Source organism: Tenacibaculum profundi, from assembly GCF_057162725.1.
The window spans coordinates 3,362,353-3,379,098 of sequence record NZ_CM169894.1 but is presented as its reverse complement, the minus strand read 5'-3'; the positions used below and the strand labels follow the sequence as shown (position 1 = coordinate 3,379,098).

The window sequence follows — 16,746 nt, the reverse complement described above, 5'->3', positions numbered from 1 at the left end:
TTAGAATTTTATATTAAATTGCTTTATTATTTTTTGATCCCCTTCATAATATTCTATTTTCCAATAGTCTTTTTCTCTATAAACAATTCCTGTTTTATTCTTCAGTATAAAGACATTATTTTTTTCTGTTTTCAATATCACAAAAACCTTTTTAGGTTGATCATCAATTAACTGATAACCTTTACTTAGCGGCTGTGCATAGAGCAACGGAAAAGAATTATTATTCACACTATATTTTTCTGCAGTATTCTTTGGAATATTACTGAATGATTTTTCTGTATTATTTTCTAACTCTTTATTTTCTGAAACTGAATACTTATATCCTAAACTCTTTAATGACAAAAAGGCTTTCCTTATCGATTCATGATATGCTTTTTTGTACTCTTTTATCTTACTTTTACCTGTAACAGAAGTAAATACAACCTTATTATAACAATCTCTTAGCTCAACGAAACTTTTAGTCGTAAACATACTCGAGGCGTCTTTTACAACTCCTGTCAAAGCAAGACATCTATTTTTATTTAAGTCTCCAGGTAATTTATCACTATCTAAATAAGCTTTAAAACCATATTTTTCGAATAAAAACTTGGTAAGAGAGCTGGTTTGATATTGATCCTTTTTTTTCAGAAATTCAAATTTACTTGGAACAATGACATATTTATAATTATTAATTTTGCTTTGACCGACTATGCTCAAGGTCATAATACAGAAAACAGTTAAAAAAAGTATCTTTTTTTTCATTTATTCTATTAGTTTTATGAGGTATCCTACTAATTAAAAACTAAGTTTACTCCAAATTGCATTGAAGCTGTATTTGTATTAGCTAAATTCTGCCATCCAAATATATTTCCAAATATACTATAAATATTAACTTTACCTAGTTTAGCAGAAATACCCGCACTAATATTAGTGTACGAAAAATCGTCAACAGTATACGTTATCTTTCCCTTTAAAGAACTCAAAAGTCTTATTTCATAAAAACCTGTAAACGCAAATTTTGGTCCTGTGGGTCTAAAAACAGAAAATAATTGAACCCCTACTCCATTATCAAAGTAATCATAGTAACTTGTATCCACACAACTCTCTTCCTTTCTTCTTTTACCCCAAGAATGTTTTACCGAAGAGTTGAATTTAATTGGTCTTATCACAGAATAAACCTCTCTATGCTCCTCTGATGGTAGTTTAGATTTAAAATCATTCTTAATATCTTCCCAATAATTACTTGTACTTCCATCATATTGAAATTCTATTCCTGAAATAGAATAAGTACCGTTAATCCGCACATTTCTATTATCTTCAGAATATTCAATAAAACCAATATCAAGAAGGCTTGCCGTTATTTCTGTATTCATATTTACATTATAAGAGAAACCTATATCTATACCCACTCCTAAGTTACCGCCAAAAAAGGAACGCCCTAATAATACATTAGGTTTAATAGTTTGATTATTTTTATCATATATACCTGAACTATACGCTGCAATATTGATATCATTTAAAAAATGTCTGTAAATATTATCTTCACCTAACCTTGTTGTAAAAGTTCCTGTATTATTAGATGTCGTTAAGTTTGCTATTCCTGAATAAACCTTAAAACGAGTTCCTAGATTTAGTTTTTCGTTGATTTTTTTCGAAACACCAAAATGTAAAACACCAAAAGCTTCGGCTTTAAAATTTCCTTGTGAAAAAGAAAATTGTTTGTTTACATAAACCCCATTCCCCTCATTTAACAAAGTAAGAACATCTTTTGGTACATTTCCAAAAATATCTATTTCTGTGTAAAAACCAGCAGATATAAAATACTGATGATCTAATCTGTAGCCAATATTTATTATTTCAGTTTGAGAATTAATCTGTAAATAATCATTACTAGTTATTCTATCTAAAGTGTTTCTCAATTTAATATTTATGTCTTCCCCATCAGCACTAAAAAGATCTGCTACTGTCAATTCTGACATTCCTGCTTCTAAAGAAATTCCAGACAGCAACGGAATACCTATTGAATACCTGTAATCAACTTCACCGCCCGGATTTAATAACAATGTTTGAGGGATATGATCAAATCCATAGAGTACTTGCCGATTTTGGCTGTATATTGAATTAAAAATAACTAGCATAAATAATGCTATTGAAGCGCTTAACTTTTTCATGAATTTATTTCGAAATAAAGAGTTCCTGCTGATTTAAAAATTAAATTTTTATTTTTATTAATGTCGATTATTGAACCGTCAGCGCTTGGCAACAACTCTATAACCACTTCTATTTTGGTAGCCCCTAAAATAGGATCACCCGCTGTTAAAGATATCTCTTCCTTAACCTTGTATTTTTGAACATTTTCGTTAATTATAATATCGGGAACTCTATAAACCTCTTCATTCATTTCGTTTCGAAATCTGAAACTTAATTTAAATACTCTATTAAACGGATTTGTTAATTCGAAATTAAGATCTATTTTTTTTATTTGATCAGCTACGGAGTTTGTAAATAATTCTAATTTTGTAACATCGGATATTTGATTAATTTCAACACCTGAAGGAGTTACAAGCGAGGTCTGGGGTAATTTAGAATAGATAAGAGATACATTATAAACAGGCGTTAATACTATTTTATCTGCTTGATTAAAATCTAAATCTTCAACACAAGAAAAAAAAATAAAAAAACAGAGCGCATATTTCATAACTTTTGATCGCATACTTTACAATTTTAAACTTTCTTTTTCAAAACAAAAAAAACACAAACAACTACCTATCAATTTGTTAAAATTTTTCATTTGTTTAAAGTTACTAATTTTTTACAAATATTTTTTTAATTCTTTCAACGTTTTTATATTTAAGAAATCACTTGAATTGTTATTGTCTTCTTTGGTCAAATGGATTGCTTTCATTCCTATTTGAATTGCTCCATGCACATCAGCTTCCAAGCTATCTCCAATCATAACTGATTCTGCTGGACTAGCAAATGCTCTTTCCATAGCATGTTCGAAAACCTTAGGGTTGGGTTTTTTTACTCCCACACACTCCGATGTCACAATGATTTCAAAATATCGCAACAAATTTGACTTTTCAAGTTTCTTTTTCTGTACCTCTTCAAATCCATTTGTTATGATATGGAGTTTATATTTTAATTTAAGATATTCTAAAACTTCAATGGTTCCTTCAAGAAGGTTATTATAGTTTGGTAAATAATCAATATAATCTCGTGCTATAAGATTTATTAAATTATCTGAAATTTTATAGGCTAACGTATCAAATGTTTCTCTTAATCTTTTGTAACGTAATTCTTCTTTACTAATTTTATTATCTCTGTATAACCTCCAATATCTCATATTTATTGGCGAATAAATTTTAAAAAACTCCGAAAAATTGATGGCAATATTTTGTTCCTTAAAAATCTGTTTAAATGTAAGCTCTGAGTTGGTTTCGAAATCCCATAGGGTGTGGTCTAAATCAAAAAAAAGGTGTTTCGTATTCATCATAGGTCGAATTTAAATATTTTATCATCTAAAAAGCTATTTTATTTTAAATTTATTTAAAACTTTGATAAATAAAAAAAAACATATCTTATTCATTTGCAGCTGGTATCCATCAAGAGTATTACCGAATAACGGAGACTTTATCATGCGGCATGCAGAAGCTGTCGCTCGATATAATAGGGTCTCTATTTTACATATAATCACAGATAATCTTTCTGAAAAAAAAATTGAAATTAATTACCAGAATATTAATAATGTTAACACCTATATTGCTTATGTAAAAAGAATTAAAAACCTAATTTTTAAAGGAGTCCTTTTTTTAAAAGCTTTTAGGACTATTTTGAAGCAAATAGGAGACTTTGATATTGTTCATGTTAACCGAATTTATCCTCTAGGGATTTTTGCTGTTTATCTCAAAACAGTAAAGAAAAAACCATATATAATTTCTGAGCATTGGACAGGCTATCACACTCCTTTAAATAGTAAGATAGGTTTTGGTGAATATTTAATTTCAAAACTTATAGTTCAAAAATCTAGCTATGTATGCCCTGTTTCTAATAACCTAAGAGATGCAATGATTTCATTTGGTTTATTTGGTAATTATAAACCAATTCCTAATGTTGTTGACTGTGAAGTTTTTAAACCACACAAACAAAAAAATGAAATATTCACCATTATTCATGTATCTAACATGAAAGATACACAAAAAAATATTTCGGGGATTTTAAATGCTGTGAAAGAATTTTCTTTGGTTACTGATAACTTTAAACTTTTATTAATTGGTGAAGGATCTGAGAAATATAAAAAAAAAGTAAACCAGCTTAAAATACATAACAAAGTACAATTTTTCGAACATATTTCTCATAAAGATGTAGCCTCAAAAATGAGTAAGGCACATGTATTTCTCTTATTTAGTAACTATGAAAATTTACCTTGTGTAATTTTAGAAAGCTTCTCTTGTGGAACTCCTGTAATTAGTACCAATGTCGGTGGAATACCCGAGTATTTCCCTAAGAATTTTGGTTTTTTAATTGATAAAAACAATAAACTGGCTCTAAAAAACGCTTTAATAGAAATTTATAAAACTAGCTTTATCAATACTAATGAAATGCACAACTATGCACTAAAACACTTTGGCAAAAAAAATATAGCCTTTAAGTTTCAATCACTTTATGAAAAGTTAATAAATGAGTGATCTCAAGGATTATATTTATGATTTTCTAGGCAGATCTGGAGCTTATGTCCTGCTTGCAACAGTTATTTCAAGAGTCCTTTCATTTACAACATCTTTGGTCACCATAAAATTGATTCCAAATAAAGAGCTTGGCGAAGTGTTATATGCGTGGAATATCATTTTATTTCTTTTTCCATTTATCGGTTTAGGCCTTCATCAAAGCTATATCAGATACGGGGCATTATTAAAAAGCATATCAAATAAAAATATTCTATTTGACTATGTCATTAAAAAAGGTATTATTATTTGTTTCTGGCTGACTATTTTAGTGAATCTTTTAGGCATTGCTTTTCCTTTTAATTTTAAATATACTGGAACGTATATATGTTTCATGTCTTTATTATTTATTCCAAATTTCTTAATTGAAATGGTGAAAGCTAAGTTTCGTTTAAACTTCGAGAATAAATCATACGCCATTATTGACATTAAACTTAATATATTACTTGTATTACTCGTTAGTTTATTTAGTTATTTTTTTAAAGAGATTGGGTATATTATTGCATTAATTTCTGCCCCCACAATAGTCTTGCTATTTCATATTGATTCTTTTCTTAATATTCGTCTTAGAAATCGACCTCCCTATCCATTAATCGATCACAATTTTTGGAAATTTGGTATATTCACTAGCCTTTCAAATGTAGTAACCACTTTCTTGTTTTCTATTGATATTTTAAGCATTGGATATTTTATGGAATTATCAGAGAAAATTACAGCCTTAAAATACATTACTCTTATTCCTTATAGTCTATTTTTTTTACCTCGGGTATTTATGGCAACAGACTTTGTTAGTGTCACAGAAAATATTGAAAACAAAAAATATGTATGTAATTACATAAGAAATTACATACAACTCTTTTCAATAATTAGCATTGTTTTTCTTGGTATTGTTGCTTACTTTGGCTCTTATATATTAGCTTTTTTTGATACTTCTTTCATCATTTACAGGGAGACTCTTTTCATCATATCTTTTGGCGCAGCGGGTGTTTTGATATTAAGAGGGCTTTTTGGCAATCTGCTTTCCTCTATAGGGAAAGCTACAAGCAATTACCTAATATTAATGACTGCTATTTTTATCAACATCGTATCCAACTATTTATTAATACCAAAGTTAGGTATAAAGGGAGCGGCTATTACATCAGCTATACTTTTATGGCTTACAGGTTTGGCTTCCTGTTTTGCTTTTTTTTATCATTATAAAAAATACACTAACGCTTAAATAGCTTAACAAAAAAGGGTAAATTATTGTATTTTATAAAAACATACTTTTCATCAATACCTCCAAAACTCTTATAGTACCTAGCTATTTTTTTCATAGAAGACCCCCCAAAATCAAAAACTTCGAAATGCTTTTGATACTTATATATCGCACGGTCATTCATAAAAGTATTAGCTCCATTTTTTCTATTATTAAAGTCAGATGCACAAACTAACTCAGTAACCCTATTTTTCTGTTTTAAAAAAAAAGCTCCGGAAACTAGATGATTGTCTTTATCATAAATCGTTAATAACTCCCCTACCCTTTTTTCTAAACAATTATTTATTAATTCTTGTAAATTTTTATAATCACTCTCTTTTACTTTACGAATTCGTTTTCCTATATTTTTTTTAAATAACTCAATAAAACCACCTGGAGTATCTTCCCATCTTTCTGTTAGATCTAATTTTATTGCTCGTTGCAATTCTCTTTTTCTATTTCTATTATAAGTAGCCCTTATTTCTCCATACTCTTTATTGAGTGATATAATTTGGGTCGTTTTTTCTATTTGAAATTTCTTAAACATACTGAATGAATTTTTAGTATTCATGCGCAGCTCTACAAATTTAAAATCCCCAAGTAGTTCAATCAAAAATTCATTTTCATCCTCGTAATTCTTAGAATAAATACCTAAATATATCATCCAAAAAGGAGGGTAAACATATTTAATAAATACTTTTTTCCTCCAGGGAACTGGCATTACCGCATCATAATCGTTAAGAATATACGCTCCCCATTGATCGCAAATAGTGTTTAAATACCATGAAAATCCAAAAACATTAAATTGAATAGATTGTTGAATACAATCATCGTATTTTTTCAAATCTAAATCTTCTCTTTCTAAATAATTTATCATTCGCTTTTTACAATTTTCAACATAGAATCATACAACCTACTCCACCCTCTCCATCTTTGATAATTACTTAAACTTTCATTATGAAATAGAGTAATAAAATAACCGTTTACTTTTTTTACTTCCTTTTTTAAATCACTTATTTTTCCTAATGCTCTTTTCGGAGTAAGTTTCATATAATCATTAAGTGTAGTATCCATTACGGCAAATGGAAAAATTTTTAAGGGCGTTTGAATTTCAAAATCTATATCATAAAAATAAAAAGGAGTGCAGGTACTTGCTCTAAAACCTGCCTTACTAGCATACCCCATTGAATAGTCTTCTAACACCTCTAAATCAATCAATTTTCGATATGTATCAGGTAATGAAAAACGCAAGTAATGCTGTCGTGATCTAATTACTGGCATGTTTGTTATTGACTCTAGCCTATTCTTCTCTTTTTTTAACATCTCAAAATTCTTCATCGTATAATAAGAAGGATGTAGCCCAACCCTTGCATAGTCTACCATATCTTTTATAAGCAACTTAAATTTAGGTTTTGCAGCAGAAACATTTGTATCATAAGAAGTATAATTACCTATCAAAAAGAAAAAAATAGTTCTAACATCATGTTTTTTCTTACTGTCAATTATTTTTTGAAAAGTATCAAAAGGATCCTTTTTTAGATTAAAAATAACTGCCAATCGATCCCAAATATTAAAAACTTCTAATTGATAAATATCCTTTAAAAATCCTCCCATTGTTCTTGCAAAACTTTTATATTTATATGCATAAGCATTATCTACATCTATCGTTGATATATACTGAAATACTCTTTCTTTATAGGTATATACTGGATACCTTGCTTTAAGCTCTTTCAAGAATTGATATGCCCAAATATCAACAACAGGTTTTTCTAAAAAATTATTTTTAAACGCAATACTTTCAGAAGCTTTAAACCTTTCATAATTATCTTTAATGTGAGGTAAATATTCTTCATATCTCGATATCAAATAAAAACTAGCTGAAAAAATATCAAACGGTATGTCTGATTTGTCTCCTTGGTAAAAAAAACAAGGAACCCCATCCCATTTCCCAATTGATAACTCAACATCTTTTATCCCTTGCTGAAAAAGTAACTCATGGCTCTTTACAAAAAACTCTTTTCCTAACGGAACTTTTGAATATGAAAATTTCGGTCCGCTATGTGCTACAAATTCTTCGACTTTAGTGGTAAAGCCGATTGGGATTTGAAGAATTCTTGTTAATATATGCTTAAAAACATATCTAATTCTTGGAGTTAATTTATGCGTGTATACTATAAGCATCTTTGTTCAATCATTTAAACAAACTTACAAAATTCCTTCATCTGCGAAACTAAAATATGTTTTTTCACTTACAATAAGATGGTCTAGTAGTCTAATATCTAGTATTTCAGCAGCATTTTTTATTTTTTGCGTCAAATTAATATCTGCGTTGCTTGGTTTCAGTTTTCCTGACGGATGATTATGACACAGAATTATTGCAACTGCACTGAACTCTATCGCTTTTTTAAATATAATACGAACATCTACTAATGTTGCGGTTAGTCCACCTTTGCTTACTTGTTTTTTAGCAATTACTTTATTAGCATTATTGAGGTACAAAACCCAAAATTCTTCATGATGGATATCACTCAATATAGGCTTCATTATAGTCATAGCTTCTGAAGAACTTGTTATTTTTTTTAAACTTGTTTTCCCTTCAAACTGCCTACGTTTTCCTAGTTCTAAAGCTGCCATAATCGTAATAGCTTTAGCTTCACCTATTCCTCTAAACTCCATAAGCTTTTCTATTGTACTATTGGATAACTTTACCAAGCTTGTATTGACAAATTTCAAAATTCTTTTTGACAATTGTACTGCACTCTCTTCTTTATTTCCTGAGCTTATAAGTATGGCCAAGAGTTCTGCATCAGATAATGATTCTTTTCCTTTTAACAACATTTTTTCACGTGGTCTATCGTCTATAGCCCAAGCTTTAATAGATAACTTTTCCATTTTTTGTATTAATTTTTGTTTTAAATATAAACCATTTTTTGCACAGACAAACATAGCAGCGTATCTTTGCATGATATCTTTTTTTTATTTTGATATGAAAATAATCATAGCCGGAGCCGGAGACGTAGGCTTTCATTTGGCTAAACTATTGTCCTACGAATCTCAGGATACATACATCATAGATTATGATGGGGACAAATTAAATTATATAAATAATCACCTAGATGTTATTGCAAAAAAAGGAGATGCCACTTCCATTAAGCTTCTAAAAGAAATTGGAATTGATAGTGCAGATTTACTTTTGGCAGTTACAGAGAGTCAAAACACCAATTTTACGATTTCTGTTATTGGTAAATCACTAGGTGCTAAAAAAACCATTGCTAGAATAAGTAATCCTGAATTTTTAAGTAATAAAACTGTTGATTTTAAAAAGTTTGGTGTTGATTTCATGATTTCTCCTGAAGATCTTGCTGCCAAAGAAATTAAACAGTTATTAAATCAATCTTCTTTTAACGATACAGTAGCCTTTGAAAACGGTGTCTTCAACGTAATGGGAACTATGCTCGGTTACAAATCTCCGATACTAGACCTAACTGTAAAAGAGGCTAAAGATAAATTTTGTTTGGTTGACTTTATAACTATTGCTATTAAAAGAGAAGGCGTTAGTCAAACAATTATCCCTAGAGGAGATACTACTTACAAATTAAATGATCAAGTTTATTTTTCTGTTCCAAATTACAGTATTGATAAACTCTATGGAATTATCGGAAAAGAACACATTGATATAAAAAATGTTATGATTCTCGGGGGTAGTAGGGTTGGAAGAAAAACAGCAAGAAAGCTTTGTAAGGATGATTTCAAGGTGAAGCTTGTAGAAAAAAATAAAGATAAAGCCTTTGCGTTAGCTGAAGAACTTCGTAACACTTTAGTTATTTATGGTGATGGTAGGGACTTAGAACTTTTAGAAGAGGAAAATATTAGAGAAATGGATGCTTTTGTAGCGGTTACAGGGGATTCTGAAACGAATATAATGTCTTGTTTAGTTGCTAAATCAAAAGGCGTAAAAAAAACGGTAGCGCTTGTTGAAAATATGGATTATATAAATATATCTCAAACAATAGGTATTGACACATTAATTAACAAAAAATTGATCGCCGCAAGTAATATTTTTCGTCACATTCGTAAAGGAGAGATTTTAGCCTTAGCAAACCTTCACAATGTTGACGCTGAAGTGTTTGAGTTTGAAGTTCAACCCAATGCTAAAGTAACAAAGAAAATCATCAAAGAATTAAGATTCCCAAGAGAAGCTATTATTGGAGGTGTTATAAGAGACGGTAAAGCTCTGATGTCTTTTGGTGATTTCCAATTACAAAGTGGAGATAAGGCTATTGTCTTCTGTTTACCAGAATCAATAACAATTGTGGAAGATTTATTTAACTAGATGGAAAATCTAAATATTAAAATCATTTATCGATTTCTAGGTATTACTGCTATTTTAAACGGTTTGTTTATGTGGATGGCAGTACCTTTTAGCTTATATTTCAAAGAAGATCAAGCTTTCGGTATTTTAAATGCTGGAATTATCACCATAACCATCGGTTCCCTTTTGTTTTTTTTTAATAAACCGAATTCTAAAAATATTCAAGCTAAAGAAGGCTACCTTATTGTTACTTTAGGTTGGCTAATGCTAACTTCCACAGGTATGCTTCCGTACCTACTTACAGGGGCAATTTCTTCTATTACAGACGCATTTTTTGAGACGATTTCTGGTTATTCAACTACTGGATCATCCATATTAACAGATATTGAATCCATGCCAAAAGGAATACTCTTTTGGCGAAGCGCAACTCATTGGATTGGAGGAATGGGAATTATTGTTTTGACAATTGCTATTTTGCCATTGTTAGGAATTGGAGGTATGCAGCTTTTTATGGCTGAGGCCCCTGGTCCTTCAGCAGATAAACTGCATCCAAGAATAACGGATACGGCAAAGCGATTATGGCTTATCTATGTTTTGTTAACAACTGCAGAATTTTTATTGCTAAAAGTTGCTGGTATGACCTGGTTTGATGCAATAAACCATTCAATGGCAACCGTAAGTACGGGGGGCTTTTCTACTAAAAATGCAAGCATAGCCCATTGGAATAACACACCTATAATTCAATACATTATCATTTTTTTTATGTTCATAGCAGGTACAAATTTTGTATTAACTTATTATGCACTTAAAGGAGAAATTAATAAAGTTCTGAGAAACGAAGAATTTAAATATTATTTATTCAGTATTTTAGGTATTTCATTAATCGTTGTTTTTGCAATTATTTTCTTTAATGATCCTAATCTAATAACCACTATAGAGCATCCAATGCCTTTTGGTCCAATTGAAAGTGCTATAAGACATTCATTATTTTCCATTATCTCAGTGGTAACTACTACAGGCTTTGTTTCTGCTGATTTTACAATGTGGAATTTTTTTGTTACAGGAATATTTTTTGCCTTATTTTTTGTTGGTGGTTCTGCTGGATCAACTTCTGGAGGAATTAAAATTGTTCGTCATATTGTAATGCTAAAGAATAGTTTTTTAGAATTTAAAAAGTCTTTACATCCAAATGCCATAATACCCGTGCGATATGATGGAAAAGCGGTAAATCAATCCATTGTATTTAATATCCTTTCTTTTTTTATTTTATACATGCTAATTTTTATAGTAGGAGCAGTTATTTTAGCATTCCTAGGATTAGATTTAAAATCAGCACTTGGAGCATGTGCTTCTTCTTTAGGAAATATCGGACCTGCGATAGGCAGTGTAAGCCCTGTGGACAACTTTTCTCATTTGTCTATAGGAGCTAAATGGTTTTGCTCTTTTTTAATGCTTATTGGTCGTTTAGAATTGTTTACTGTTCTTATCTTACTTACACCTTTTTTCTGGCAAAAAAATTAATTATCCAACCAATTAACTTACTTGTATTTATAAATTAATAAAATTCAAAAACATCAAAGTTTTCAAATTAAACAAACATTTTAGTAGTATTTATTAAATACTTCAATAACCTTTTTTGGCGGAAATATAAACACTTACTAATAATAGAATATTCAGTTAAAACGGTAAAGCTTTTATTTTAAGATAACTTTAAACATAAAATGAATTAGCGAAAAGAGAAGCTCAAGATTAATAAATAATCTCAACACTTCTCTTTGATCCCCCTTAAAATATATTTTTTATTGCAAATTTCCTGGCGGATATTTCAACATTATTTCATTTACAAACTCTTTAATTCTAACCTCTCTTTCCTTACTATTTCTCATAATTAAAGCACCTGTACCAACACCTTGCCAAACAAGCTCTTTATTTTTCGCATCTAATAAATCTATAAATAAAGTACCTTCTGTATGTTGAGATACAATTAAAGGATTTGGTGTATAATACCATGGATACCAAAATCCGTTAAACCTATTATCATTTATATTAATTCGTTCTCTTGATTTTGTAAATAAACTAATCAATAAATCAGGAGATGATGATTTAGACATTCCTTTGGCTACTAAATTAGCCTCCACAGCTCTCAAAATCCGTTTTTTATCCAGATCATTAATTGGTGCTTTATCAATACCTTTTTTATAAAAAGCAAATGTTTTATATTTCGTAAAATCAATACTTGTATCGTAATCGGTTGATACTCGTACCGAACTGCATGCTGAAGTAAGCAGGATAGTAAAAAATAATAATAGTAACTTTGATAGTCTCATTTTGATATATTTAAAAGCTTCTTTACACTGCTTACTAGCTTACCTTAAGCACCTAAAAGAAACCAGTTGATTCCCGTTGATCCAATTTGATTATATTTACGTGATATACTTCGTAGTATTTCTATAAAATAACTATCAATTTTAGTGCCAAACAAAATAAATATTAAATTATTTAAACCTTTTCTTTAAAAAGTAAGAATAACATATGAAATCAAATTATAGCTATATAATAATGACTACCTTTGTGTTGTGATAGTTATTTCAAAATACATTATTCCAAAAGGCTTCGCAGGGCTTGCAGTATATCCTTTTATTTTTCTAAAGAAAACTTCACTTAAAAGTGATATTTTCCTAATTAATCATGAAGAAATACACTTAAAACAGCAAAGAGAAACATTCATTTTACTCTTCTTTTTTTTCTATATAATGGAATGGATTATAAAATTGCTGATATATCAAAATACAGCACTTGCCTATAAAAATATAAGTTTTGAAAAAGAAGCCTACTTAAATGAAGGAAATATTAATTACTTAAATAATAGAAAGCCCTGGGCCTTTCTTAATTATATATAGTTTTTAAAATACCTTAATCTTTTTTTTGTTTTCCGTAAATTGCATTCTAAATATTCAACTAAAATTACGGATGGAACAAATAACTCCCTATAAACCTAAATATAAAGTAAGGATTGTTACAGCAGCTTCTTTATTCGATGGTCATGATGCCGCTATTAATATTATGAGAAGAATTATTCAATCAACAGGGGTTGAAGTTATTCATTTAGGACATGATAGAAGTGTTGAAGAAGTTGTTAATTGCGCAATTCAAGAAGACGCAAACGCCATTGCTTTAACTTCTTACCAAGGCGGTCATAATGAGTATTTTAAATACATGTATGATTTACTTAAAGAAAAAGGAGCTAGTCATATAAAAATCTTCGGTGGCGGCGGTGGTGTAATACTTCCAGAGGAAATTGAAGAGTTAATGAATTATGGAATTACTAGAATTTACTCTCCTGATGATGGTCGCGAACTAGGTTTACAAGGTATGATTAATGATCTTGTTAAAAAATCTGACTTCCCGATTGGAAAAACTCTTAATGGAGAGGTAAAACATCTATCTGATAAAAAAATAGGGAGTATTGCTAGAATTATCTCTTCAGCGGAAAACTTTCCTGAAGTGGCAAAAGACACTCTTGCAACCATTCATAAAAAAAACAAAACGTCAAAAACCCCTGTTCTTGGAATTACAGGCACAGGTGGTGCTGGAAAATCAAGTCTTGTTGACGAATTGGTAAGACGTTTTTTGGTGGACTTTCCTGATAAAACTGTTGGATTAATTTCTGTTGACCCCTCAAAACGTAAAACTGGAGGGGCTTTATTAGGTGATCGTATTCGTATGAATGCCATTAATAATCCCCGCGTTTACATGAGGTCGCTGGCCACGCGTCAATCTAATTTGGCACTATCTAAATATGTAAATGAGGCTGTTGAAGTATTAAAAGCAGCTGAATTTGATTTAATTATTTTAGAAACTTCTGGAATTGGTCAATCTGATACAGAAATAATAGAGCACTCTGATGCCTCTTTATATGTAATGACTCCTGAATTTGGAGCAGCTACACAACTTGAAAAAATCGACATGCTAGATTTTGCTGACTTAGTAGCCATCAATAAGTTTGATAAACGTGGTGCTTTAGATGCTTTACGGGATGTAAAAAAACAATACATGCGTAATAATGATCTTTGGAATGTGCCTATGGATGAAATGCCTGTATTTGGAACAATTGCCTCACAATTCAACGATCCAGGAATGAATTCATTATACAAAGCTATTATGGATAAAATTGTTGATAGGACTGGAGCTGACTTAAAATCTACTTTTGAGATTACGAAAGAGATGTCTGAAAAAATCTTTGTAATCCCTCCAGCTAGAACAAGATATCTATCTGAAATTGCAGAGAATAATAGAGCTTACGATAAAAAAGTTGATGATCAGGAGAAAGTAGCTCAAAAGCTTTACGGAATTTATCAGACAATACTTTCGGTTGCTGAAATAGATAAATCTACAGTTTCTTTTTTAGATAAATCAGGAATTAACGAAGAAGAAATTTTAACATTTAGTAAAAATGAAGACAACAAACAATTCTTAATACTATTAATCAAAGAGTTTGATCGTGTTAAAATGAATTTAGACCCGTACAATTGGGAACTCATTTTAAACTGGAATTCTAAAGTTAAAAAGTATAAAGACCCTATTTATACTTTTAAAGTAAGAGATAAAGAGATTAATATTGAAACACATACCAAATCACTTTCACATTCTGACATTCCTAAAGTAGCTTTACCTAAATACACTGCTTGGGGTGATTTACTTCGTTGGAACTTACAAGAAAATGTTCCAGGAGAATTCCCTTATGCTTCTGGATTGTATCCTTTCAAAAGAACCGGTGAAGATCCAACTAGAATGTTCGCTGGAGAAGGAGGACCAGAGCGAACCAATAGACGTTTTCATTATGTAAGCTTAGGAATGCCAGCTAAACGTCTGTCCACGGCCTTCGACTCCGTTACATTGTATGGTAATGACCCTGGACACAGACCTGATATTTATGGTAAAATTGGAAATGCAGGCGTTTCTATTTGTTGCTTAGATGATGCAAAGAAATTATATTCTGGCTTTGATTTAAGTCATGCCATGACTTCTGTTTCAATGACTATTAATGGTCCTGCTCCTATGCTATTGGGCTTTTTTATGAATGCAGCGATTGATCAAAATTGCGAAAAATATATCAAAGAATATGGGCTAGAAGCAGATGTCGAAACTAAACTGCAAGAACTATACGATCATAAAAAAATTGAAAGGCCCCAGTATAATGGTAAGCTTCCTGAGGGAAATAACGGCTTAGGCTTGCTTCTTTTAGGAATTACAGGCGACCAAGTTTTACCTTCAGACATCTATAATGAAATTAAAGCAACCACACTAACACAAGTTCGCGGAACAGTACAAGCTGATATTTTAAAAGAAGATCAAGCTCAAAACACGTGTATATTTTCCACGGAATTTGCGCTTCGTTTAATGGGTGATGTGCAAGAATATTTCATAGATAAAAATGTTAGAAATTTTTATTCAGTTTCAATTTCTGGTTATCATATTGCTGAAGCAGGTGCAAATCCAATTACCCAATTAGCTTTGACTTTAGCTAATGGATTTACCTACGTGGAATACTATTTATCAAGAGGAATGGACATCAACAAATTTGGTCCTAACTTATCTTTTTTCTTTTCAAATGGTATTGATCCTGAATATGCTGTAATTGGTAGGGTTGCACGAAAAATTTGGGCTAAGGCCTTAAAGTATAAATATGGTGCAAATGCAAGAGCCCAAATGTTAAAGTATCATATTCAAACTTCGGGGAGATCTTTACATGCACAAGAAATTGATTTTAATGATATTAGGACTACGTTACAAGCACTATATGCTATTTATGATAATTGTAACTCTTTACATACCAATGCCTATGATGAGGCCATCACCACACCTACAGAAGAATCTGTTCGTCGTGCAATGGCCATTCAGTTAATTATTAACAAAGAACTTGGATTAGCTAAAAATGAAAATCCAATTCAAGGTTCTTTTATTATTGAAGAGTTAACAGACTTAGTTGAGGAAGCGGTGCTTAAAGAATTTGATAGGATTACAGAGAGAGGTGGTGTACTAGGTGCTATGGAAACAATGTATCAACGTTCTAAAATTCAAGAGGAAAGTCTGTATTATGAAACATTAAAACATACAGGAGAATTTCCAATTATTGGGGTGAATACCTTTTTGAGTTCTAAAGGATCTCCGACAGTAACACCTCAGGAAGTTATTAGAGCTACAGAAGAAGAGAAACAACTACAGATAAAGACTAAGGAAAATTTAAACAAAGCGAATGAAGAAAAGGTTTTAACTCAATTAAAGTCTATTCAAGAAGCTGCTATTCAAAATGAAAATATCTTTGAAAAATTGATGGACGCTTCAAAAGTGTGTTCATTGGGACAAATAACCGCTGCCTTATTCGAAGTAGGAGGTCAATACAGAAGAAATATGTAAAAAATAAGAAGTGTACTTTAATAATAAAGTACACTTCTTACTACTTTTTAAGTATCTAATTACTTTGTAAAAGACAT

At 30.5% G+C, this 16,746-nt stretch carries 13 protein-coding genes; 5 read left to right on the top strand and 8 right to left on the bottom strand.

The features are described 5' to 3' along the window. The 4 genes from AC2GW8_RS13670 to AC2GW8_RS13655 form a co-directional block, all read right to left on the bottom strand. Positions 1-702: a hypothetical protein gene (locus tag AC2GW8_RS13670; protein WP_440880430.1), complete on the bottom strand. Its 702-nt coding sequence runs from the start codon at positions 700-702 to the stop codon at positions 1-3. A 68-nt stretch (positions 703-770) separates the two neighbouring features. Then, positions 771-2,150 carry a DUF5723 family protein gene (locus tag AC2GW8_RS13665; protein ID WP_440880429.1) on the bottom strand — a complete coding sequence of 460 codons (1,380 nt, stop codon included), beginning with the start codon at positions 2,148-2,150 and terminating at the stop codon, positions 771-773. Further along, positions 2,147-2,692, bottom strand: coding sequence for a hypothetical protein (locus tag AC2GW8_RS13660; protein ID WP_440880428.1), 546 nt, complete (start codon positions 2,690-2,692; stop codon positions 2,147-2,149). The genes AC2GW8_RS13665 and AC2GW8_RS13660 overlap by 4 nt, the downstream gene beginning before the upstream one ends. Positions 2,693-2,791: 99 nt before the next feature. Next, positions 2,792-3,472: a YjjG family noncanonical pyrimidine nucleotidase gene (locus tag AC2GW8_RS13655; protein ID WP_440880427.1), complete on the bottom strand. Its 681-nt coding sequence runs from the start codon at positions 3,470-3,472 to the stop codon at positions 2,792-2,794. A gap of 64 nt (positions 3,473-3,536) precedes the next feature. Here AC2GW8_RS13655 and AC2GW8_RS13650 point away from each other — a divergent pair, with 64 nt between their 5' ends. Then, positions 3,537-4,667, top strand: a complete 1,131-nt coding sequence (locus tag AC2GW8_RS13650; RefSeq protein WP_440880426.1) for a glycosyltransferase family 4 protein — start codon at positions 3,537-3,539, stop codon at positions 4,665-4,667. Then, positions 4,660-5,922 carry an MATE family efflux transporter gene (locus AC2GW8_RS13645; RefSeq protein WP_440880425.1) on the top strand — a complete coding sequence of 421 codons (1,263 nt, stop codon included), beginning with the start codon at positions 4,660-4,662 and terminating at the stop codon, positions 5,920-5,922. The genes AC2GW8_RS13650 and AC2GW8_RS13645 overlap by 8 nt, the downstream gene beginning before the upstream one ends. On the opposite strand, the gene AC2GW8_RS13640 is transcribed toward AC2GW8_RS13645, so the two are convergent. From AC2GW8_RS13640 to radC, 3 genes are read right to left on the bottom strand one after another with little or no spacing between them, the layout of a single operon-like run. Further along, a complete protein-coding gene (locus AC2GW8_RS13640; RefSeq protein ID WP_440880424.1) occupies positions 5,912-6,817 on the bottom strand; it encodes a hypothetical protein in 906 nt (301 codons plus the stop codon). The genes AC2GW8_RS13645 and AC2GW8_RS13640 overlap by 11 nt on opposite strands. Further along, the gene (locus AC2GW8_RS13635) at positions 6,814-8,121 is read right to left on the bottom strand and encodes a polysaccharide deacetylase family protein (protein WP_440880423.1); all 1,308 of its coding nucleotides are present in this window, start codon (positions 8,119-8,121) and stop codon (positions 6,814-6,816) included. Before AC2GW8_RS13635 ends, AC2GW8_RS13640 begins: the two co-directional genes overlap by 4 nt. Before the next feature lie 24 nt (positions 8,122-8,145). Beyond that, positions 8,146-8,832, bottom strand: coding sequence for a RadC family protein (gene radC, locus AC2GW8_RS13630; RefSeq protein WP_440882221.1), 687 nt, complete (start codon positions 8,830-8,832; stop codon positions 8,146-8,148). A 94-nt stretch (positions 8,833-8,926) separates the two neighbouring features. Between radC and trkA the strand changes: the two genes are divergently transcribed. Beyond that, positions 8,927-10,273: a Trk system potassium transporter TrkA gene (gene trkA, locus AC2GW8_RS13625; RefSeq protein WP_440880422.1), complete on the top strand. Its 1,347-nt coding sequence runs from the start codon at positions 8,927-8,929 to the stop codon at positions 10,271-10,273. Beyond that, positions 10,274-11,773 carry a TrkH family potassium uptake protein gene (locus tag AC2GW8_RS13620; protein ID WP_440880421.1) on the top strand — a complete coding sequence of 500 codons (1,500 nt, stop codon included), beginning with the start codon at positions 10,274-10,276 and terminating at the stop codon, positions 11,771-11,773. Between the two features lie 278 nt (positions 11,774-12,051). On the opposite strand, the gene AC2GW8_RS13615 is transcribed toward AC2GW8_RS13620, so the two are convergent. Beyond that, positions 12,052-12,579, bottom strand: a complete 528-nt coding sequence (locus AC2GW8_RS13615; RefSeq protein ID WP_440880420.1) for a DUF4136 domain-containing protein — start codon at positions 12,577-12,579, stop codon at positions 12,052-12,054. Positions 12,580-13,222: 643 nt separating this feature from the next. Between AC2GW8_RS13615 and AC2GW8_RS13610 the strand changes: the two genes are divergently transcribed. Further along, positions 13,223-16,669, top strand: a complete 3,447-nt coding sequence (locus tag AC2GW8_RS13610; protein WP_440880419.1) for a methylmalonyl-CoA mutase family protein — start codon at positions 13,223-13,225, stop codon at positions 16,667-16,669. The last annotated feature ends 77 nt before the right edge of the window (positions 16,670-16,746 follow it).